The sequence below is a fragment of the Microcystis sp. Msp_OC_L_20101000_S702 genome (genome assembly GCF_007095705.1).
Taxonomy (GTDB): domain Bacteria; phylum Cyanobacteriota; class Cyanobacteriia; order Cyanobacteriales; family Microcystaceae; genus Microcystis; species Microcystis ichthyoblabe_A.
This window is the reverse complement of record NZ_SFBO01000122.1, coordinates 1-18,356: the sequence shown is the minus strand read 5'-3', so window position 1 is coordinate 18,356 and position 18,356 is coordinate 1. Positions and strand designations below refer to the sequence as shown.

The window sequence follows — 18,356 nt, the reverse complement described above, 5'->3', positions numbered from 1 at the left end:
GCCGCCAACCCGGATTAGAAAGGGATTTAGCCGTTACCCTCAATAATCTGGGCATAGCCTACGTCACCCAAGCCGAACTGGGTCAAGAGCCAGTAGCCAACCTAGAACGGGCGATCGCCAATTATCGAGAAGCACTTTCCTTTCTCAACCCCGCTCTCTTACCTGCTGACACCCTGAGAACTGGGCGCAACTTAGGCGATATCGGTTTCCAGCAGGGTTGGTGGAACATCGCCATCGAAGTCTACACCGTCGCCGTGGAAGCCGTTGAACAAAGCCGGGCCTGGGCAACCAGTGAAGCCCTTCGCCAAGAGATTGTCCGCAAGTCCATCGGCGTTTATGAAAACCTGATCCAAGCCGCCGTTAACCAAGGCGACCTCTCCCTGGCGCTGCGAACCGTCGAACGTTCCCGCTCCAAACGCCTCGCCGACCTGATCGCTGTGGGCGACCTCTACGCCGATGGGCGCGTTCCCCCAGAGATCCAAGCCTGGTATCAGCAGGTTAAGGATAGCCGTCAGATCCAATCCCAACTCCGTCAAAACCCCCTCGACCAGCCCGGATTCACCCAGAAACCCCAACTCTACCCCATCGGTAACACCCGCGCCAGCTTTGCCACGGAACAACTCCAGGCCGCCGAAGCCGCTGAACGTCAAGCCTGGGACGCTCTCTACCGCTTTGATGCCATCACCGCCCAACTTCAGCAACCCCAACCCCAACCCCGACTCGATGAGCTAACGGCGCTGCTTCCATCTCCCCAGACCGCCCTCCTCAGCTTCTATACCACCGCCACCCATACCCACATCTTTGTCCTGCGTCGCCCCTCCCGGGATGGCGGGGAAGGGGTCAACTGCCACACTATTCTCAATCCCCCGGAGTCCGCCAACGACCTGCAAAACTGGCTGATCGTCAACTGGGTTATCCCCTACATTGAGATTAATCAAGTAGAGACCCCCCAATCCCGCCAGCAGCGTCGGGATGAGTGGCACCAAGCTATGGCCACTCGTCTGCAAGAACTGGCAACCCGCCTGCAATTCGACACCCTCATCCAACAGCACCTCCAGGGCATCACTGAGTTAATCCTGATTCCCCACCTGTTCCTGCACCAAATTCCCTTCGACCTTCTACCCACCGCCCAAGGCCAACTACTGGGCGATCGCTTTCGCCTTCAGTTTGTCCCCAGTACGAAAATTCTCGGACTGTGCCAAGAGCGATCGCAACCCACTCCCGACACCCTGGGGATTGTGGAAAACACCACAGAGGATTTGCCCTATACTCCCCTAGAGTGTGAGTGGGTCGCCCAAACCTGGAACGTGCCTCGCCAACGGCGGCTACAGGGGCGCACAGTCACCCCCGACTCTTATCTGCAACTGCTGAAACAAGTGCAGGCTTTGCTCTCCAGCCACCACGCCACCAGCCGCCCCGATGATCCCCTCAACTCCCACCTCGTCCTAGACGGGGAGCAAAAAGTCACCCTCCGGGATTTACTTAGTCCCCTGTGGCGTTTTCCCGAATTGTTGGAAGTGTTTCTCTCCTGTTGTGAAACCGGTCTCAGTTTTGCCACTTCCCGAGATGAAGAGGGAAACCTGCGACGGGAATTACTGGACGAACCCCTCAGCTTAGGTACAGGCTTTCTGCTGGGGGGCGCTCGTGCTGTGATTAGTAGTCATTGGGCGGTGACTGATCTAGCTACGGCGCTGTTTTCCCGGGAGTACCATCGCGCACGGCGGGCCGGAAAGGAACGTTTAACGGCTCTACATCAGGCTCGTCAAGCGTTGCGGGAGACTTGCCAAAAAGACTGGCGGGACTGTTTGACAGCCGATTATCAGCAGGCTTTCCAGACTTGGCAACAAATGCGCCAAACTAAGGACCCGAACGTCAATACTGCTGGGGCTAATTATCAGAAAATCGGCGAATTGATCAAGTGGCTTGGCAATTTTGCTCCCGACGCAGTGCCTTTTCAGGATTATCGTTACTGGGGGGCGTTCTATTGTCTGGGACTTCCTTAAATTATGAATTATTTCCTTGTTGCAAGTAAAACGTAGGGTGCGTTAGACGGCGATAATCTCTGCTTAAACTTAAATCTAACAATCCGTCGTAACGCACCACACCTATCATTAATTTATTTGGTGCGTTGCAAGTAAAACGTAGGGTGCGTTAGACGGCGACAATCTCTGCTTAAACTTAAATCTAACAATCCGTCGTAACGCACCACACCTATCATTAATTTATTTGGTGCGTTGCAAGTAAAACGTGGGGTGCGTTAGACGGCGACAATCTCTGCTTAAACTTAAATCTAACAATCCGTCGTAACGCACCACACCTATCATTAATTTAACTTTATTATAACATATAATTAATTTGCAAGAGTTCTTATCTATCATTAATTTATTTGATGCGTTACGCTATCGCTAAAGCACCCTACTACTAATTATTGTACTGTAAAAGGATAATGCTGGGTTTTTAAAGGTTCCAATTTTAACAGGTCAAAAGCCCTATTTTCAAAGAGTTTTACCATTATTAAGCAATCCCTAATTAGGATAAACTCGCCCTTTCCAACCTCCCCCTTGACCGCGCCAATAACGCAGGGCAGAATCGACGGTCATTAAACTATAAAAGAGGGCAATTAGGGGTAAAGTTAAAGCCCGCAGGGGGGATAATTTATATAGTCTTAAAGTCGGGCTATAGGAAAGGGCTATTAGTAATAAAGTGACGGTGCTAATTATAATAATTGATGTTTCTTTTAAGACCAATCCCCAGATTAAGCCCAAGGGGGCGGCTAAATAGGTTAAAAACATCCCGAAAATTGTGCCGATTAACCAAAGTGTTGAGTAATTTAGTTGCGTAAATGCGGTGCGGGCTACCATATTCCAAATGCTTGCTAAATCGGGATAGGGACGGAGACTATAGGTGCTTTCTGTTAATCCTAACCAGATGGAACTCTCGTTATTTTCTGGGTGATTTTGCAGATATTTTTTAACCGCAATTGCCAAAGAACAATCATCAATTAAAGCTTGTTTAAGAATTTCAATACCGCCAATTTTTTCTAGGATATCTCGGCGAATTAAAATGCAACCCCCGGCGGCGGCTGCTATCGGGGAATTAGGATTATTAACTAGGGGAAAAGGATAGAGTTTCTCGAAGAAAAAAACAAAGGCAGGAATAAGAAATTTTTCCCAAAAACTGTCACAGCGTAGCAACACCATCAGGGAAACTAAAGCTTGTTTTTCCTGTACTGCTTTAGTAACTAATTGGGTTAAATTATCTGGTGCGTGGGCAATATCGGCATCGGTAAAGAGAAAATAATCGGGTGCAAATTTCTCGGTAGCCTCTGTTATTCCCTGTTTCATTGCCCATAATTTACCCGTCCATCCTATCTCTAAAGGTTGTCCATAAATAATAGTTATTTGTCCAAATTTATGAGATTGATCAGCAATTTCTTGGGCAACTTTTCCAGTGCCATCACTGCTTTGATCGTCAATTAAAATAATGGAAAATTCGCCTTGATAATCTTGGTTAAAGAGGGAGGTTAAACTGATAGGTAAAACGTCGGCTTCGTTTCGTGCGGGGATAATTGCCGAGACTTTTGGATAATTTGTTAAGGGAGAAGTGACAGGATTAATTTTTTGGTTAGATAGCCAAAATTGTCCCCTGGCTAAGATTAAATATAACCAAATTATTAGCGATAGGAAAGTAACTAATAATAAGAAAAATGTCATAAGCTGGTGGCCTTTCGATGAGGGAACAGGGAATAGGTTAAAAAGAGGATCAAATTTAGATGCACAACAGCTTAACCAGTTTGGGGTTTAACAGAGGGCAAATTAGGGTAAAATAGAAGCAAGTTAGTAAGATTAGGCGAGGGAGTAAATCATGGATTATGATGTCGTAATTATTGGGGGTAGACCGGCGGGAGGTCACTGTGGTAGATTATTAAGTGAAAAAGGTTATCGTGTGCTTTTAGTGGAACAACATTCTAGTTGGCAAGATAATAACTTTTCTAGTGCCGCTTCTCCCCTAGAAATTTTAGAACAATTCAATCTCCCCGAAACCGTAGTGGCTAGGTTTTGGAAAAATATCGAAATTATCTCCACTAGCATACATCATTTTTGGTCATCAGCGCAACCTTTAGGGGTAGTTTTTGATTTTGCCAAGTTGCGAGAGTTTTTAGCCGCAGAAGTGCTGCGTTGGGGGGTAGAAGTTCGTTTAGGTTGTCGTTATCTGAAATATGAACAAACGGAGAATCAGCTAACTGTTTTCTTGAAATCAAAAGGCGAGGAAATCGAGACAGTTACTACTCGTTTATTGGTTGATGCTACTGGATACGCTAGAGCAGTTATGTATAAATATAGACGAGAAAAACCTGATTTTTTAAAGGGGGTAGGTATTGAATATTTAATTGCTGTGCCAGAAGTAGATTATCAAAAATATCAAGATAATTTAGTATTTTTTATCGGTCATAAATGGAGTCCTAAAGGTTATGGCTGGATTTTTCCTATGGATAATCAGCAATTAAAAATAGGAGCCGCTTGGTTAGAGGGAGAACATCCTTATATTTCTGAAGTTAAGCCTTTAAAAAGTTATATTATCGAGATAATAAAAGACTACATGAACTTAGATAATTATGATCTAGTAGAGCAACACGGTTCCATCGTGGAATATTCCTCTGGACTGCAAGATATTTACTATAAAAAACCAAATATTATCGCCATAGGTGATGCAGTTTCAACTATTAATGCTTTAGGAGGGGAAGGTATTCGCCATGCTATGAAAGGAGCCGAAATTGCTTGTCAATACATGGAAGAATATTTACAGGGAAAATCGAGTAATTTTGCCGCTTATCAACGGAGGATGCAAGAATATTTTCAACCCAAATGGAATTTATCTGCTCGCCTCAGTCGCAAAGTTTATTTAAAATATAGTGATGCGCGTATTGATCAAGGATTATCCTATCTCAAGCACCTTTCCACCCAGGATATAATCGACGTTTTATTTTACTACAAATTTGAAAAATACACAAAAGGGTTAGGAGGATTTCTGCTGGGGAAATTACGTCAATGGTGGCGCAAAATTTTTCCTAGTCAAAAACCTGAGTAAATAGGCTAGGATAAAGCTAAGGAAACAATATTGGTAAAGACCGTGAGTAAGTTTATTCGCTACAGTACAATGATCACTCTGCTGGGCATTTTAGCAGCCTGTAGTGGCAATCCTGCCCTAGAAAATCGTCTGGCTGCCGATCCTAATCTACAAACAAATCCCATACCAGAAAACTCTCCTAATAACAGGCAATTACCCGCAAATTTTCCCGCAGAAATTCCTCGATATAGTCAATCAGAATTATTATCCGTGCAGACAAATCCTGATAATACTGGTGGACAAACCCGTTGGCAATCCAACGATCCCAGCAATGCGATCGAGGCTTTTTATCAACAGGAATTAGTTAATAATAATTGGGAAATTATTAATCCCTTTTCTGGGGAGGGAGTTAATAGTACCCTAACGGCCCGTCGAGATAATTTAGAGTTAACTATCACCATAACTGCCACTTCTCCCAATACCGAATATAGCCTCGATTATCGTCCAATAGGAACCCCGATTGCTTCCCCTAGTCCCTCCCCTAGTCCCTCCCCCTTGCCAAATCTTAATCCCACCAGTTTTAACGATCTCGAATCCTTACCTAATCCCTTAAAGAGCCACATTCAAGACTTAGCTAAATTAGGAGTATTAACAGGTAATAATAATCAGTTTAACCCTAATAATACCATAACGCGCCGAGAATTTGCCCGATGGTTGTTACAGGCTAATAATGCCATTTATGCCAATGTAGCGGGTAAACAAATCCGTTTAGCTACTCCCAATAGTGCCCCAGCTTTTAGTGATGTTAAAAATAACGATCCCGATTATATTTATATTCAAGGATTAGCGGAAGCAGGGTTAATTCCCTCTCCCTTAACGGGAGATAGTAGCGCCCTTTTATTCCGTCCCAATGCTCCTTTAACCCGGGAAGATTTAATCGCGTGGAAAGTGCCATTAGATATTAGAAAAGCTTTACCGAGTGCCAATCTTGATACGATTAAAAATACTTGGGGTTTTCAGGATACCAATAAAATTAACCCGCAGCTGGTGCGCGCTCTTTATGCCGATTTTCAAAATGCCGAACAAGCCAATATTCGGCGAGTTTTTGGTTTTACTACTCTATTTCAGCCAAAAAGACCAGTAACTCGCGCTGAAGCTGCCGCTACTTTATGGTATTTTGGTTTTCAGGGTGATGGTGTTTCCGCTGCCGATGCTTTGCAGGGTCAAGATACGCAACAGAGTGGGGTTAATTGAAATTTGTCCATAAAAATTAAGGGTGTGTTAGGAAAATACAAGCACTCTTTTTGACATTTCTTCATATCTATTCAGAAAAATTAACAAAGGATTCTTGACCCGGCAGCTAGGGGAATATTTTATGCTAAAGATATAACTCTGCTGCAGGGGATTTTCTTGCTGACTTCCGCTGCTATTAACATTATGACCCATCAAACTCTCAAACTCGCCGGGATGAGTTGCGCTGGTTGTGCTGATTCGATCGAACGGATAATTAAATCTATCCCCGGAGTGATTCGATGTCAAGTTAATTTTGGCATGGAACAGGTGGATGTGGACTATGATCCCAAGCGTACCGATCTTAACACTATTCAAGCAAAAGTTAGGGATGCCGGTTTCCAAGCTACACCGATAACGGAAATTAATCTCGAATCCAGGCCAGAAAAAGAACTTCTCACTAAACTATCGATCGCTATTGTTATTAGCATTATACTTTTTATCGGTTCTTTGCCGATGATGACGGGTTTATCTCTATCTTTTATTCCCCACTGGTTACACGCTCCCTTATTACAATTAATTCTCGCTACTCCCGTCCAATTTTGGTGTGGTCAAAGTTTTTATAAAAATGCTTGGAAAGCCTTTAAAAATCGCACTGCCACCATGGACACTTTAGTAGTTTTGGGAACCAGTGCCGCCTATTTTTATTCCCTGTTTTTAACCTTCGGGAGCGATTTTATCGAAAAACAGGGGTTTAATTCCCATGTCTATTACGAAGCATCAGCTATCGTCATTACTCTGATTTTACTCGGTCGTTTCCTCGAAAAACGTGCCAGAAAAGAAACGGCCGCCGCTATTAAACAATTAATGGGATTACAGGCAAAAACTGCTAGGGTAATTAGGGAAGAACAGACGCTAGATCTACCGATCGAAGAGGTGAAAGTAGGAGATATAATTTTAGTGCGTCCGGGGGAAAAAATTCCCGTCGATGGCATAATTATCCAAGGCAGTTCTAGCATTGATGAATCGATGGTGACGGGGGAAAGTTTACCCGTGCGAAAAACCGTCAATCAACAGGTAATCGGGGCGACAATTAATAAAACCGGTAGCCTACAAATGCAAGCGTTACGGGTGGGAAAAGATACGGTTTTAGCTCAGATTGTCCGATTAGTGCAAACCGCGCAAGCATCAAAAGCACCTATACAAAGATTAGTCGATCGAGTGACTGCTTATTTTGTGCCGGTGGTGATGATTATTGCCGTAATAACTTTCCTATTTTGGATTCTCCGCACGGGTAATCTCACCCTCGCTTTGATTACAATGGTGGAAGTCCTAATTATCGCTTGTCCCTGTGCGCTAGGATTAGCTACACCCACCTCGATTATGGTGGGAACAGGACAGGGAGCAAAACAGGGAATTTTAATTAAAAATGCCGAAAGTTTAGAATTAGCCCAGGGTATTACTACTATTGTTCTCGATAAAACGGGAACTCTCACCCAGGGGAAACCAACGGTGACGGACTTCTTGACTCGCGAGGGGGTGAGGGATGGACGGGAATTATCGCTGCTGCAGTTAGTCGTATCGGTGGAGAATCATTCTGAACACCCGCTAGGAGAAGCAATAGTTAGATATGGGCAGTTAAACCAGATTAAAACCCTAGAAGTAAGCGAATTTGACTCAATAACCGGGTCAGGAGTGCAGGGAAAAGTCGGGTCAGATTTCGTGCAAATCGGGACACAACAATGGTTAGAAAGTCAAGGGATCGAAACAAAAGTTCTTAAAAAAGTCGCCCACGATTGGGAATGGCAGAAAAAAACCGTGGCTTGGATAGCGGTTAACGGGCGTTTAGAGGGGGTGATCGCCATTTCCGACGTTTTAAAACCTTTTTCTTCCTTAGTGGTCGCCAAGCTCAAAAAAATGGGCTTAGAGGTGATGATGATGACGGGGGACAACCTCGAAACCGCAGAAGCGATCGCCAGCGAGTTGGGTATCCGGCGCTTTTTTGCCGCACTCCGTCCCGAACAAAAAGCCGAAAAAATCGAATATTTGCAGAAAAAAGGGAAAATAGTCGCCATGGTTGGAGATGGCATCAATGATGCGATCGCATTGGCGCAAGCAGACTTAGGTATTGCCATTGGCACGGGGACCGATGTAGCGATCGCTGCAAGCGATATAACCTTAATTTCGGGAGATTTACAGGGAATTGTGACTGCTATTGAGTTAAGTCGGGCAACAATGCGAAATATCAAAGAAAATCTCTTTTTTGCTTTTATTTATAACCTGATTGCCATTCCCATCGCTGCCGGAGTCCTCTATCCTTTTCTGCTCAATCCGATTATTGCCGGTGCTGCCATGGCTTTAAGTTCCCTTTCCGTGGTGACGAATGCTTTACGATTGCGTCGAATTCACCCCAGGGTGGGGAGTGGGGTGTAGGGTGTGGGGTGTAGGGTGTAGGGTGTGGGGAGCAGGGTGTAGGGTGTAGGGTGTAGGGTGTAGGATGTGGGGTGTAGGGTGTGGGGTGTAGGGTGTGGGGTGTAGGGTGTGGGGGTTATTTATTTTCAAGGGAACGAATCAAAGTTAGCAGGAGTTGGCCTACTGATTCACATTGATTAAGAATAGGATTGACGCTCTGAGAGGAAGCTAGTTCAACTCTTTGAGAGATTAACCAATGATTCTCCAACTCTTTGAGAGAACCTTGAGCTATGTACAAAAATTGGATGTATTCTCCCCTGGTTTTGCGTCCATACCCCTCGGCAATATTCGCTGCTATTGACACCGAAGCTCGGCGAATCTGTGTTGTCATCCCATAAAGCTCTTCTTTGGGAAAAGTTTTAGTGAGACGATAGCAACTTTCAGCTAAATTTACGGCCTCCTGCCAAACTCTTAAATCTCGGTAAGATTGAATTTTTGAATCCGCCATAGATTTTATCAACTTATCCCTATAGCCTACACTCTACACCCTGTCTCAACCCAAAAGATTGTACTACAATTTTCAGTACCCAGTTTCAATGCAAAGGGGGATAATTTTCGTTAACAATTCTTAAGGAAAAACCAGAAAAATTAGCTGTACGGGGGATGATACCGTAGAAAAGGCAATAGAATAATCATCCTGATATGACTGACTCCCCTGAAATACCTTATTTATTACGCGCTGCCAAAGGAGAAATCTTACCCCGTCCTCCCGTGTGGATGATGAGACAAGCAGGACGTTATATGCAGATTTATCGGGAATTGCGGGATAAATACCCCAGTTTTCGGGAAAGATCGGAAAATGCCGATTTAGCGATCGAAATCTCCCTGCAACCTTGGCGTGCTTTTCAACCGGATGGGGTGATCATGTTCTCCGATATCCTCACTCCCCTAGCGGGAATTGGTATTCCCTTTGATATTATCGAAAGTAAGGGGCCGATTATCGATTCTCCCATTCGTACTCAAGCGCAGGTGGACCAACTTAATCCCCTCGATCCTGATCAGTCTTTACCTTTTATCAAAACGATTTTAAAAACCCTGCGTCAAGAGGTGGGAAATAAATCCACTGTCCTCGGTTTTGTCGGAGCGCCTTGGACTTTAGCAGCATACGCAGTGGAAGGGAAAGGTTCTAAAAGTTATTCTGTGATTAAAGGGATGGCTTTTTCGGAACCCTCGGTACTGCACCAATTTTTAGATAAATTAGCGGATATGATTGCCACCTATGTCCGTTATCAAATTGATTGTGGGGCGCAAGTGGTACAAATGTTCGACTCTTGGGCGGGTCAATTAACTCCCCAAGATTACGATGTTTTTGCCTTACCCTATCAACAAAAAGTAGTTCGTTTGGTGAAAGAAACCCATCCCGATACACCGTTAATTCTCTACATTAGTGGCAGCGCCGGCGTTTTGGAAAGAATGGGTAAATCGGGGGTTGATATTATTAGCGTCGATTGGACCGTGGATCTGGCCGAAGCGAGACAGCGTTTAGGTAAATCGATGATGGTTCAAGGTAATATCGATCCGGGGGTTTTATTCGGTTCCCAGTCTTTTATTCGCGAGCGGATTATTGATACTATTCGTAAAGCAGGTAATCAAGGTCATATTCTTAATTTAGGTCATGGTGTTTTGGTGGGAACTCCTGAAGATAACGTGCGTTTCTTCTTTGAAACCGCTAAAGGATTTAGTTATCAATAAAGTTACTCAGGGAACAGGGGATGGGGAAATGGGGAAATGGGGGGATTCAACTAATACCCCAAAACCCTAAAACCCCAACACCGGTTTTTACTTTTTACTTTTGACTTTCACACTGTCCCCTAAATTCTGCCGTATCAATTAAAATAATGAAAAAGATATTTCTAACGGGTGTGAGTGGCTGTATTGGGCATTATATCGCCGAGATTTTACTGGAAAATCCCGACTATGAATTATATTTTTTAGTGCGTAATCCAGAGAAGTTAAAATTTACTTATCAAGGGCGATCAAATGTTCATATACTTTTAGGCGATATGCAAAATATTGGGGTATATGCGGAGCTTTTAAAAACAATGAATATAGCGGTTTTAATCGCTACCAGTTGGGGAGGAGAGGAGGAAAGTTATCAAATTAATGTGGTAAAAACCCTAGAATTAATTAGTTATTTAGATGCTCAAATCTGCGAGAAAGTCCTCTACTTTTCTACCGCCAGCATTCTCAATCAAAATAATCAACCTTTACCCGAAGCTGGGGAGATAGGAACTAATTATATCCGCACTAAATACATTTGTTATAGCAAATTTACTGACCTAGAAATCGCCGATAAAATTATCACTTTATACCCCACTTTTGTCTTAGGTGGTGACGAAAATAAACCCTACTCTCATATCTATGGTGGTTTACCGGATGTGTTGAAATATATCGGTTTAGTGCGTTGGTTTCAAGCTGATGGCAGTTTTCATTTTATCCATGCCAAAGATATAGCTCAAGTGGTGAATTATTTAATCGAAAATCCCGCACCAGAAAGCAAAATTGTCCTAGGCAATCAACGCACAACAGCTAACCAAGCAGTGGAGGAAATCTGTACTTATTTAAACAAAAAAATCTATTTTCGCATTCCTTTATCTTTAACCATTGCTAACTTTTTTATCAAAGTTTTTAACTTGCAGATGGAAGCATGGGACCGTTTTGCGATGAATTATCGCCACTTCACCCACATTAAAACCTATACTGCTGCTGATTTTGGTTTAAAAAACTATTGTTCCACCCTCGATGATGTTTTAGCCTTGCGAGGAATTCCCCGAAAAAACCCTAAGTAGAGGGAACGGAAAAATATCTATAATTAATTCTGTCTGGATACTTACAGCGTTTCCCTAAAGATGAAGTCTAACCTAATGTCTCTCTTAGGTTTGGTGGGTAAAATGTATTCTAAGATACAGTGTTGCCGGCGAGTGAGTGGAACGAACCACAGAGACACAAAGGACACAAAGATCGATCACTACTATATAAGTTATCACACAAAGATAAGAGAGCCACCTAATTCCGCGACTGACTCCCCAAAACGAAAACTTCCCACCTCACCATTAAGATAACTGCTCTATCGGTGATTCTTGAATTAGTACAAGTGTATGAACAACCGCGTGTAAGCATCCCACCGAAAAACTAATGCGCGGGGGGTTTGGGGGGTTCTACCCCCCAAAAACTTGGCTTGAGTGATAAAATCAGAAATAATGCCCAACTCTTAACGCCAAATAGACTAATCTTGAAATTGTCTAGCATGAAATTGAGCGTAACGACCATTAAGATTTAATAACTCCTCGTGATTACCCACCTCGATAATTTCACCCTTTTCTAAGACTAAAATACGGTTAGCTTTTCTGACAGTTGCTAATCGGTGAGCAATAACAAATACCGTGCGCTCCGTCATAATTCTTTCTAAAGCTTCCTGCACTAAAGCTTCCGATTCCGAATCGAGCGCTGAAGTCGCTTCATCTAAAATTAAAATTCTCGGATTAGATAAAACCGCTCGCGCGATGGCGATTCTTTGTCTTTGTCCACCCGATAAATTAACACCCCTTTCTCCCACATAGGTATAGTAACCCTGGGAAAGTTCACCGATAAATTGATGAGCGTTGGCAATTTTTGCCGCTTTTTCCACCTCTTGCAGATTAAAATCTCCCTGACCAAAAGCGATATTTTGGGCTATAGTGCCAGAAAAGAGAATATTTTCCTGCAAAACTACGCCAATTTGTCGCCGGAGACTTTTTAAAGTCACATCACGAATATCCACCCCATCGATTAAAATCTTGCCGGCAGTGGGGTCATAAAAACGCAATAAAAGATTAACTAAAGTGGTTTTTCCCGCTCCCGATGCTCCCACTAAAGCAATCATTTCCCCAGCGTGTGCAGTAAAATTAATATTTTTTAAAACCTGTCTGTCCTCATTGTAAGAAAAATTTACTTGACAATATTCAACTTCTTTGCTGTGGGGTGGCAACTCGATCGCATTCGGTTTTTCGGTAATTGTTGGCAAAATAGCTAACAATTCAAAAATCCGATCCATGGAGGCTTGACCCTGTTTAAATTGATTATAATTACTGGTAATATGGGCGATAGGATCGATTAACATTGCCACCGCCGCCACATAACTAACAAAGTCAATTCCAGTTAAATTCTTTTGGGAAATTTGCCAACCAGCGAGAAAGAATAAAAAGATGACACCGAGAGCTTGTAAGAATCCCACCACGACGTATTGTAAAGCTTTGGTGGATTCTGATAGGTATTGAGCGCGGCGATTTTCCTCCGCTTCTTGAGCAAAAAGCTCGGTTTGATAATCTTCAGCTGCGAAAGCTTGCACCACGCGAATACCGCCAAAAACTTCGGTTAATAACGAAGAAAGGTTAGATATTTTCGCCTGAGCGCGACGAGCATATTGTAATAATTTTTCACCAAAAAATCCCACCAAAACTCCTAACAAAGGAGCGATAATAATGACAGCGATCGTCAATTGCCAGTTAACAATAAACATATAGGCAAAGACGACAATTAACTGTAAGGCTGAGGGAATAAAATCATGGAAAAATTTATTAATTACTTCCCCAATGCGATCAATATCTTCCGTTAAACGATAGGATAAATCACCAGTTTTTGCCGTTTCAAAGTAATTTAAGCCGAGGGTTTGCAGGTGTGCATAAACTTTTTTTCTTAATTCCAGGGCAATTTTTAAAGAAGCTTTTGCCATCAGGGAATCTTGCCCATACTGAGACATTCCCCGCAGTAAAAAAACCACTGCCCCCACCCCCGAAAGTGTCGCCAATGCCTGCACATTTCCCTCACCGATATATCTGGCCATTTGTCCAGCTAACCAAGCTAAAATCGGCCAAAATACCGTAAATCCGATCGTACAGATAAACGCCAAAATAATTGTTTGGGTTTGGGGACGGAGATAGGGAATGAGGTTCCAATAACTAGAGCGAGATTTCAAAATAATTTAGCGCCTTTAAATATAAGTATTCCTGCAAAATTAATTTGCTAGTCGAGACAGTTATCAGTTATCAGTTATCAGTTATCAGTTATCAGTTATCAGTTATCAGTTATCAATTATCAGTTATCAGTTATCAGTTATCAGTTATCAATTATCAGTTATCAGATTTAAGTTTTAAGTGAGCAGTATTAAATAGAAGTTTCCTACTGTCTTTTCACTGTTTACTGTTTACTGTTTACTGTTTACTGTTTACTGATCACTGACTACTGTTTACTGTTTACTGTTTACTGTTTACTGTTTACTGTTTACTGATCACTGTTTACTGATTACTGTTTAGGCACTCTTGCACTTTGGCCAGAGGGTTAGGGAGAGGTATAATTAACCTTGCTTAGGTACTGAAGAAAAGGAGATTAACTAACAAATTTGCCTAAGGGGTTAATCGGGGTGTAGAGACGTTTTTAGTCCACGTCCCTACGATATTTTCCAATAATACAAAGTTATTCTGGGATTAAACCGCCACAGCTTGATGAATGTAGCCTAATTCCGTCAATTTGTTCCAGACTTTGGCGACACTTTCCTCTAAAGTCTCTAAATCAGTGCGGCATTCCACTTCCGGGTTAAAAGGTGGTTCATAGGGATCATCAATTCCCGTAAAAGACTTGATTTCGCCAGCACGCGCTCTTTTATATAATCCTTTCACATCGCGATCCTCACAGACGCTTAAGGGAGCATTCACGAAAACTTCGACAAAACTCCCAATTTTCCCCCGTACTTCCTCGCGAATCTCACGATAGGGAGAAATAGCCGAAACTAGGACAATCACACCGTGACGGGTGAGCAAATTAGACACAAAACCAATGCGACGGATATTTTCATCGCGATCCTCTTTACTAAATCCTAAACCTTTGGTGAGGTTCGTCCGTACTATATCGCCATCGAGAACTTCAATGGAATAGCCTTCAGCGATTAATTTTGCCTGTAATGCCTCGGTAATCGTGCTTTTCCCCGCACCGCTCAATCCCGTTAACCAAACCGTCACGCCGCGCTGTTTCATAGTAATCATTAATAATACTTAAATCCTGTTTAGCGTACCATATCTCAGGGATCAGTGATCAGTTACCAGTGATCAGATGGGAGTTTTCAGTTCACTGATTACTGATTACTGCTTACTGATAACTGAACAACCCCCCAACCTGATTGAAACAAACAACCTGTCACCACGATCACTGATAATGTATGTTGAGTTACTGTCTTGAATTAAGGTAATGTTTAAGAAATTCCCCCCTCACACCCCGCTCATTCTTGGACTAGGTTCTGGGGTTGCGCTTTTTACTCTCACCAGTCTCTTTCTCTTTCACCCGAAAATTTTCGCTTGGCTCGATCGCAATAGTGCTTCGGTTCCTAGCCAAGATCCTAACCAATCCTCTGCCGTAGTTGATAGCGCTTCCCTACCACAAACCGAGCGAGATGTCAAGTTAAAAGATGTTGCTGATGCCAATGCGCCCTCTTTAGAGCGTAGTCGCGCCCGCTATCTCCTGGCTATGGATTTATTGAGAAAATATGAAGGCGGTCCGGCTTTAAAACAATTAGAAGGCTTAGAAAAACAATATCCTGTCCTCGCTCCCCAGATTCTCCTCAAACAGGGACGCGCCTACGAATTAAGCAATGATAGTGAAAGAGCGCGAGAAATTTGGCAAAAATTACTGGAAACCTATCCCCAATCGCCCGTAGTGGCGGAAGCTTACTACTCTTTGGGCAAATACGACCCCAGTTATCATGAAAAATTGCTCAAGGAATACCCCCGACACCCGCGCACTTTGGCTTTAATTCGCCAACGTCTTCAAGAAAATCCCGATCAATTTCCCTTATGGTTGCAGTTAGCCAAGGCTAATCCTTTTGATCCTACCCTCAATCAGGCCCGCGATCGTTTGGTGAAAGACTACGCCGAGCAGTTAACTCCGGCGGATTGGGCAATGATTGGGGCGGGTTATTGGCAGTCGGGATTGTACGAAAAAGCATATAAAGCCTATGCTAAAGCCACTCCTAGCCCCGAACAAGCCTATCGTTACGCTCGCGGGCTACAAATTGCCAAAAAACTGCCAGAAGCTCGCAGCGCTTACCAAAAATTAATTAAAACCTATCCCCAGGCCCCAGAAACCGGTTTGGGATTACTGCGACTCGCCCAAATTTCTCCTAACCGCGATGCCATAGCATATCTCGATCGCATTGTCAAGCAATTTCCCGATCGCGCCCCGGAAGCTTTGGAAGCGAAAGCCAAATTACTCAACTCAACTAATGCTCAGGCCGCTAGTCAAACATGGCAAACTTTATTAAATAAATACCCAAAATCCGACGAAGCCGCCGATTATCGCTGGTTAATGGCCCAAAGAGCTGCTAAATCCGGTGATTACGCCAAGGCGTGGCAGTGGGCGCAGCCAATTGCGGTTAATAATCCCGATAGTCAAACTGCCCCGAAAGCGGCCTTTTGGGTGGGAAAATGGGCGCAAAAACTGGGCAAAAACCAAGAAGCAAAACAAGCTTTTACCTATACTATTTCTCGTCATCCCCATTCCTATTATGCTTGGCGCTCGGCGGTTTTATTAGGTTGGGACGTGGGGGATTTTACCACTGTCCGCTCCTATAATCCTACCACCGTCAAACCCGCCACTCGTAACGATCCCCCCGCCGGTTCGGAAGCTTTCAAGGAATTATATCGAATTGGTGAAGATACGGACGCTTGGAATCTCTTCCAAGCAGAAATTGTCGATCCTTGGCATTTAACCGTTGACGAACAATTTAACCTCGGTTTATATAAACTCTCTCGCAATCAAAATTTAGAAGGAATTAACCTGATTTGGCGCTTGCGAGAAAGAGATACCCCAGAGGAAAAGGAAGCCTGGAAAGTCCTGCGACAAAATGATAAATACTGGCACGCTTTATTCCCTTTCCCCTACTACGATAGCATCCTACAATGGTCTAAAGATAGACAATTAAATCCCCTGCTAGTGACGGCTTTAATCCGGCAAGAATCCCGCTTTGAAAAAGAAATTCGTTCTCCTGTGGGGGCAGTGGGATTAATGCAGATTATGCCCGATACAGGTAAATATATCGCGGGTAATACTGGCAATAAAAGTTATTCTTTAACCAATCCCGAAGATAACATTATGATGGGGACATGGTATCTCGATTATACCCATGGCAAATTCGCCGGAAATTCACTTTTTGCCGTGGCTAGTTATAACGCCGGACCTGGGGCAGTTTCTAAATGGAAACAGCGTTTTGATTTTAGCGATCCCGATGAATTTGTCGAGAATATTCCCTTTAGAGAAACTAAGGGTTATATAGAATCGGTGTTTGGTAATTATTGGAATTATCTCCAGATTTATAACCCTGAAATTCAAGAGCAAATGAAGAGAGTTGCTAACCCTTCCTAGGGGATTGATGGGGATGGGTAATTAACTCATTCCCTTAAAGTTATAATTAAATTGAAGATATATCCCCCCTTAATCACCCCTTAATAAGGGGTGTGCCGATCCCCCCTGCCCCCCTTAATAAGGGGGGTGCCGATAGGCGGGGGGATCCCCCTTAATAAGGGGGGCATCTGACAGTTTTTAACACCTAGCTACTTACTAACTTTTTTCCTAATTATGCAATCATTTAACTGGCAAACCGTCGATCGAGATTCTCCTTTTACTCGCCTAGATTTTCGGACAAAATTAACCATGATGATCGTGGTTACTCTTATCGCTTTTACTTGGGAAAGTCCCCTCGCTGGCGGTTTGCTAACTCTTATTGTCGCTTTAGCTTGTCTCTGGGCTGGGGTAAAATGGTCTTATCTCCTCACCATTTTAAAATTCATGGCTCCTTTTTATCTATTCTTATTAATTACCATGGGATTTTTTAATGTGGAACAGGTAAAAGCTTTAACAGGAAAAACTGAATTAACTCCCTTATTAACTGTCGGTTCTGCTCAAATGACTGTGGAGGGAACCCTCTACGGTTTAAATGTGATCTTTAAAACTCTCACCATGGTTTTAATTATTCCCCTCGCTATTTTTACCACTGATATAAATCAGATGATGGTGAGTTTAACTAAAGCCAGAATTCCCTACAAAATAGTCTTTATTTTTTCCTCTACCCTGCGTTTATTTCCTCTCCTAGTAGAAGAATCTCGATCGATTATTTCTGCTCAAAGATTACGAGGATTAGCAATAGAAAAAATGGGTTGGCTGCAAAAAGGAAAAATTTACGCTTCTATCGCTGTACCTTTAATTTTAAACGCTATGGCTAAATCGCAAAAATTAGAGGTAGTTCTACAAGCTAAAGCTTTCTCTGGTGATCCCGATCGCACATTTTTACAGGAATCAATCTTAACCAATAAAGACTATTTATTAATGATTGGCTTTCTATTTTTATTGGTTTTGGCAATTATTCTCTATGTAAAATTCGGGGTGGGAAAATTTGCCTGGTTGTTTTAAAATTAATCCCTATTGTAAGTAGTTAGGTGTTAAAAACTATGGCTCTTCGTTACCCTTTATGCTAAATCAACAGACAAGATGCCAAGACAACATACTTCTAACCCAAAAATTCCGAAAGTTTCTAAAGCCATAGCCTCTCCGTTTTATTAGTTTAA

The 18,356-nt window shown here is 43.0% G+C and carries 12 protein-coding genes; 8 read left to right on the top strand and 4 right to left on the bottom strand.

Going from position 1 to position 18,356, the window contains the following annotated elements:
* A partial coding sequence (locus EWV60_RS13300; protein ID WP_287232721.1) for a CHAT domain-containing protein occupies positions 1-2,003 on the top strand: 2,003 nt, incomplete at its 5' end.
* A 522-nt stretch (positions 2,004-2,525) separates the two neighbouring features.
* On the opposite strand, the gene EWV60_RS13295 is transcribed toward EWV60_RS13300, so the two are convergent.
* The gene (locus EWV60_RS13295; RefSeq protein ID WP_287232719.1) at positions 2,526-3,713 is read right to left on the bottom strand and encodes a glycosyltransferase; all 1,188 of its coding nucleotides are present in this window, start codon (positions 3,711-3,713) and stop codon (positions 2,526-2,528) included.
* A gap of 151 nt (positions 3,714-3,864) precedes the next feature.
* Here EWV60_RS13295 and EWV60_RS13290 point away from each other — a divergent pair, with 151 nt between their 5' ends.
* From EWV60_RS13290 to EWV60_RS13280, 3 genes are all read left to right on the top strand, one after another.
* Positions 3,865-5,088 carry an NAD(P)/FAD-dependent oxidoreductase gene (locus tag EWV60_RS13290; RefSeq protein ID WP_287232717.1) on the top strand — a complete coding sequence of 408 codons (1,224 nt, stop codon included), beginning with the start codon at positions 3,865-3,867 and terminating at the stop codon, positions 5,086-5,088.
* 30 nt (positions 5,089-5,118) lie between these two features.
* On the top strand, positions 5,119-6,321 hold the full coding sequence (locus tag EWV60_RS13285; RefSeq protein ID WP_287232716.1) for an S-layer homology domain-containing protein: 1,203 nt from the start codon (positions 5,119-5,121) through the stop codon (positions 6,319-6,321).
* 183 nt (positions 6,322-6,504) lie between these two features.
* Positions 6,505-8,730: a heavy metal translocating P-type ATPase gene (locus tag EWV60_RS13280; protein ID WP_287232715.1), complete on the top strand. Its 2,226-nt coding sequence runs from the start codon at positions 6,505-6,507 to the stop codon at positions 8,728-8,730.
* A gap of 115 nt (positions 8,731-8,845) precedes the next feature.
* On the opposite strand, the gene EWV60_RS13275 is transcribed toward EWV60_RS13280, so the two are convergent.
* On the bottom strand, positions 8,846-9,217 hold the full coding sequence (locus EWV60_RS13275) for a four helix bundle protein (RefSeq protein ID WP_287232713.1): 372 nt from the start codon (positions 9,215-9,217) through the stop codon (positions 8,846-8,848).
* Positions 9,218-9,411: 194 nt separating this feature from the next.
* On the opposite strand from EWV60_RS13275, the gene hemE reads away from it, so the two are divergent.
* Positions 9,412-10,461, top strand: a complete 1,050-nt coding sequence (gene hemE / locus EWV60_RS13270; protein WP_002739516.1) for a uroporphyrinogen decarboxylase — start codon at positions 9,412-9,414, stop codon at positions 10,459-10,461.
* 146 nt (positions 10,462-10,607) lie between these two features.
* A complete protein-coding gene (locus EWV60_RS13265) occupies positions 10,608-11,558 on the top strand; it encodes an NAD-dependent epimerase/dehydratase family protein (RefSeq protein ID WP_287232709.1) in 951 nt (316 codons plus the stop codon).
* 437 nt (positions 11,559-11,995) lie between these two features.
* On the opposite strand, the gene EWV60_RS13260 is transcribed toward EWV60_RS13265, so the two are convergent.
* Positions 11,996-13,723, bottom strand: coding sequence for an ABC transporter ATP-binding protein (locus tag EWV60_RS13260; protein ID WP_024969003.1), 1,728 nt, complete (start codon positions 13,721-13,723; stop codon positions 11,996-11,998).
* A 508-nt stretch (positions 13,724-14,231) separates the two neighbouring features.
* Entirely contained in the window at positions 14,232-14,777 is a 546-nt protein-coding gene (cysC, locus tag EWV60_RS13255) for an adenylyl-sulfate kinase (RefSeq protein ID WP_002740078.1), read from the bottom strand.
* 211 nt (positions 14,778-14,988) lie between these two features.
* Here cysC and EWV60_RS13250 point away from each other — a divergent pair, with 211 nt between their 5' ends.
* On the top strand, positions 14,989-17,157 hold the full coding sequence (locus EWV60_RS13250; protein ID WP_287232707.1) for a lytic transglycosylase domain-containing protein: 2,169 nt from the start codon (positions 14,989-14,991) through the stop codon (positions 17,155-17,157).
* 213 nt (positions 17,158-17,370) lie between these two features.
* Entirely contained in the window at positions 17,371-18,201 is an 831-nt protein-coding gene (locus EWV60_RS13245) for an energy-coupling factor transporter transmembrane component T family protein (protein WP_287232706.1), read from the top strand.
* The last annotated feature ends 155 nt before the right edge of the window (positions 18,202-18,356 follow it).

Excerpts from the sequence above, each read along its gene's own strand:
- EWV60_RS13295 (WP_287232719.1), bottom strand. The coding sequence starts at position 3,713 with ATGACATTTTTCTTATTATTAGTTACTTTCCTATCGCTAATAATTTGG.
- EWV60_RS13290 (WP_287232717.1), top strand. The coding sequence starts at position 3,865 with ATGGATTATGATGTCGTAATTATTGGGGGTAGACCGGCGGGAGGTCAC.
- EWV60_RS13280 (WP_287232715.1), top strand. The coding sequence starts at position 6,505 with ATGACCCATCAAACTCTCAAACTCGCCGGGATGAGTTGCGCTGGTTGT.
- EWV60_RS13275 (WP_287232713.1), bottom strand. The coding sequence starts at position 9,217 with ATGGCGGATTCAAAAATTCAATCTTACCGAGATTTAAGAGTTTGGCAG.
- hemE (WP_002739516.1), top strand. The coding sequence starts at position 9,412 with ATGACTGACTCCCCTGAAATACCTTATTTATTACGCGCTGCCAAAGGA.
- EWV60_RS13265 (WP_287232709.1), top strand. The coding sequence starts at position 10,608 with ATGAAAAAGATATTTCTAACGGGTGTGAGTGGCTGTATTGGGCATTAT.
- cysC (WP_002740078.1), bottom strand. The coding sequence starts at position 14,777 with ATGAAACAGCGCGGCGTGACGGTTTGGTTAACGGGATTGAGCGGTGCG.
- EWV60_RS13250 (WP_287232707.1), top strand. The coding sequence starts at position 14,989 with ATGTTTAAGAAATTCCCCCCTCACACCCCGCTCATTCTTGGACTAGGT.
- EWV60_RS13245 (WP_287232706.1), top strand. The coding sequence starts at position 17,371 with ATGCAATCATTTAACTGGCAAACCGTCGATCGAGATTCTCCTTTTACT.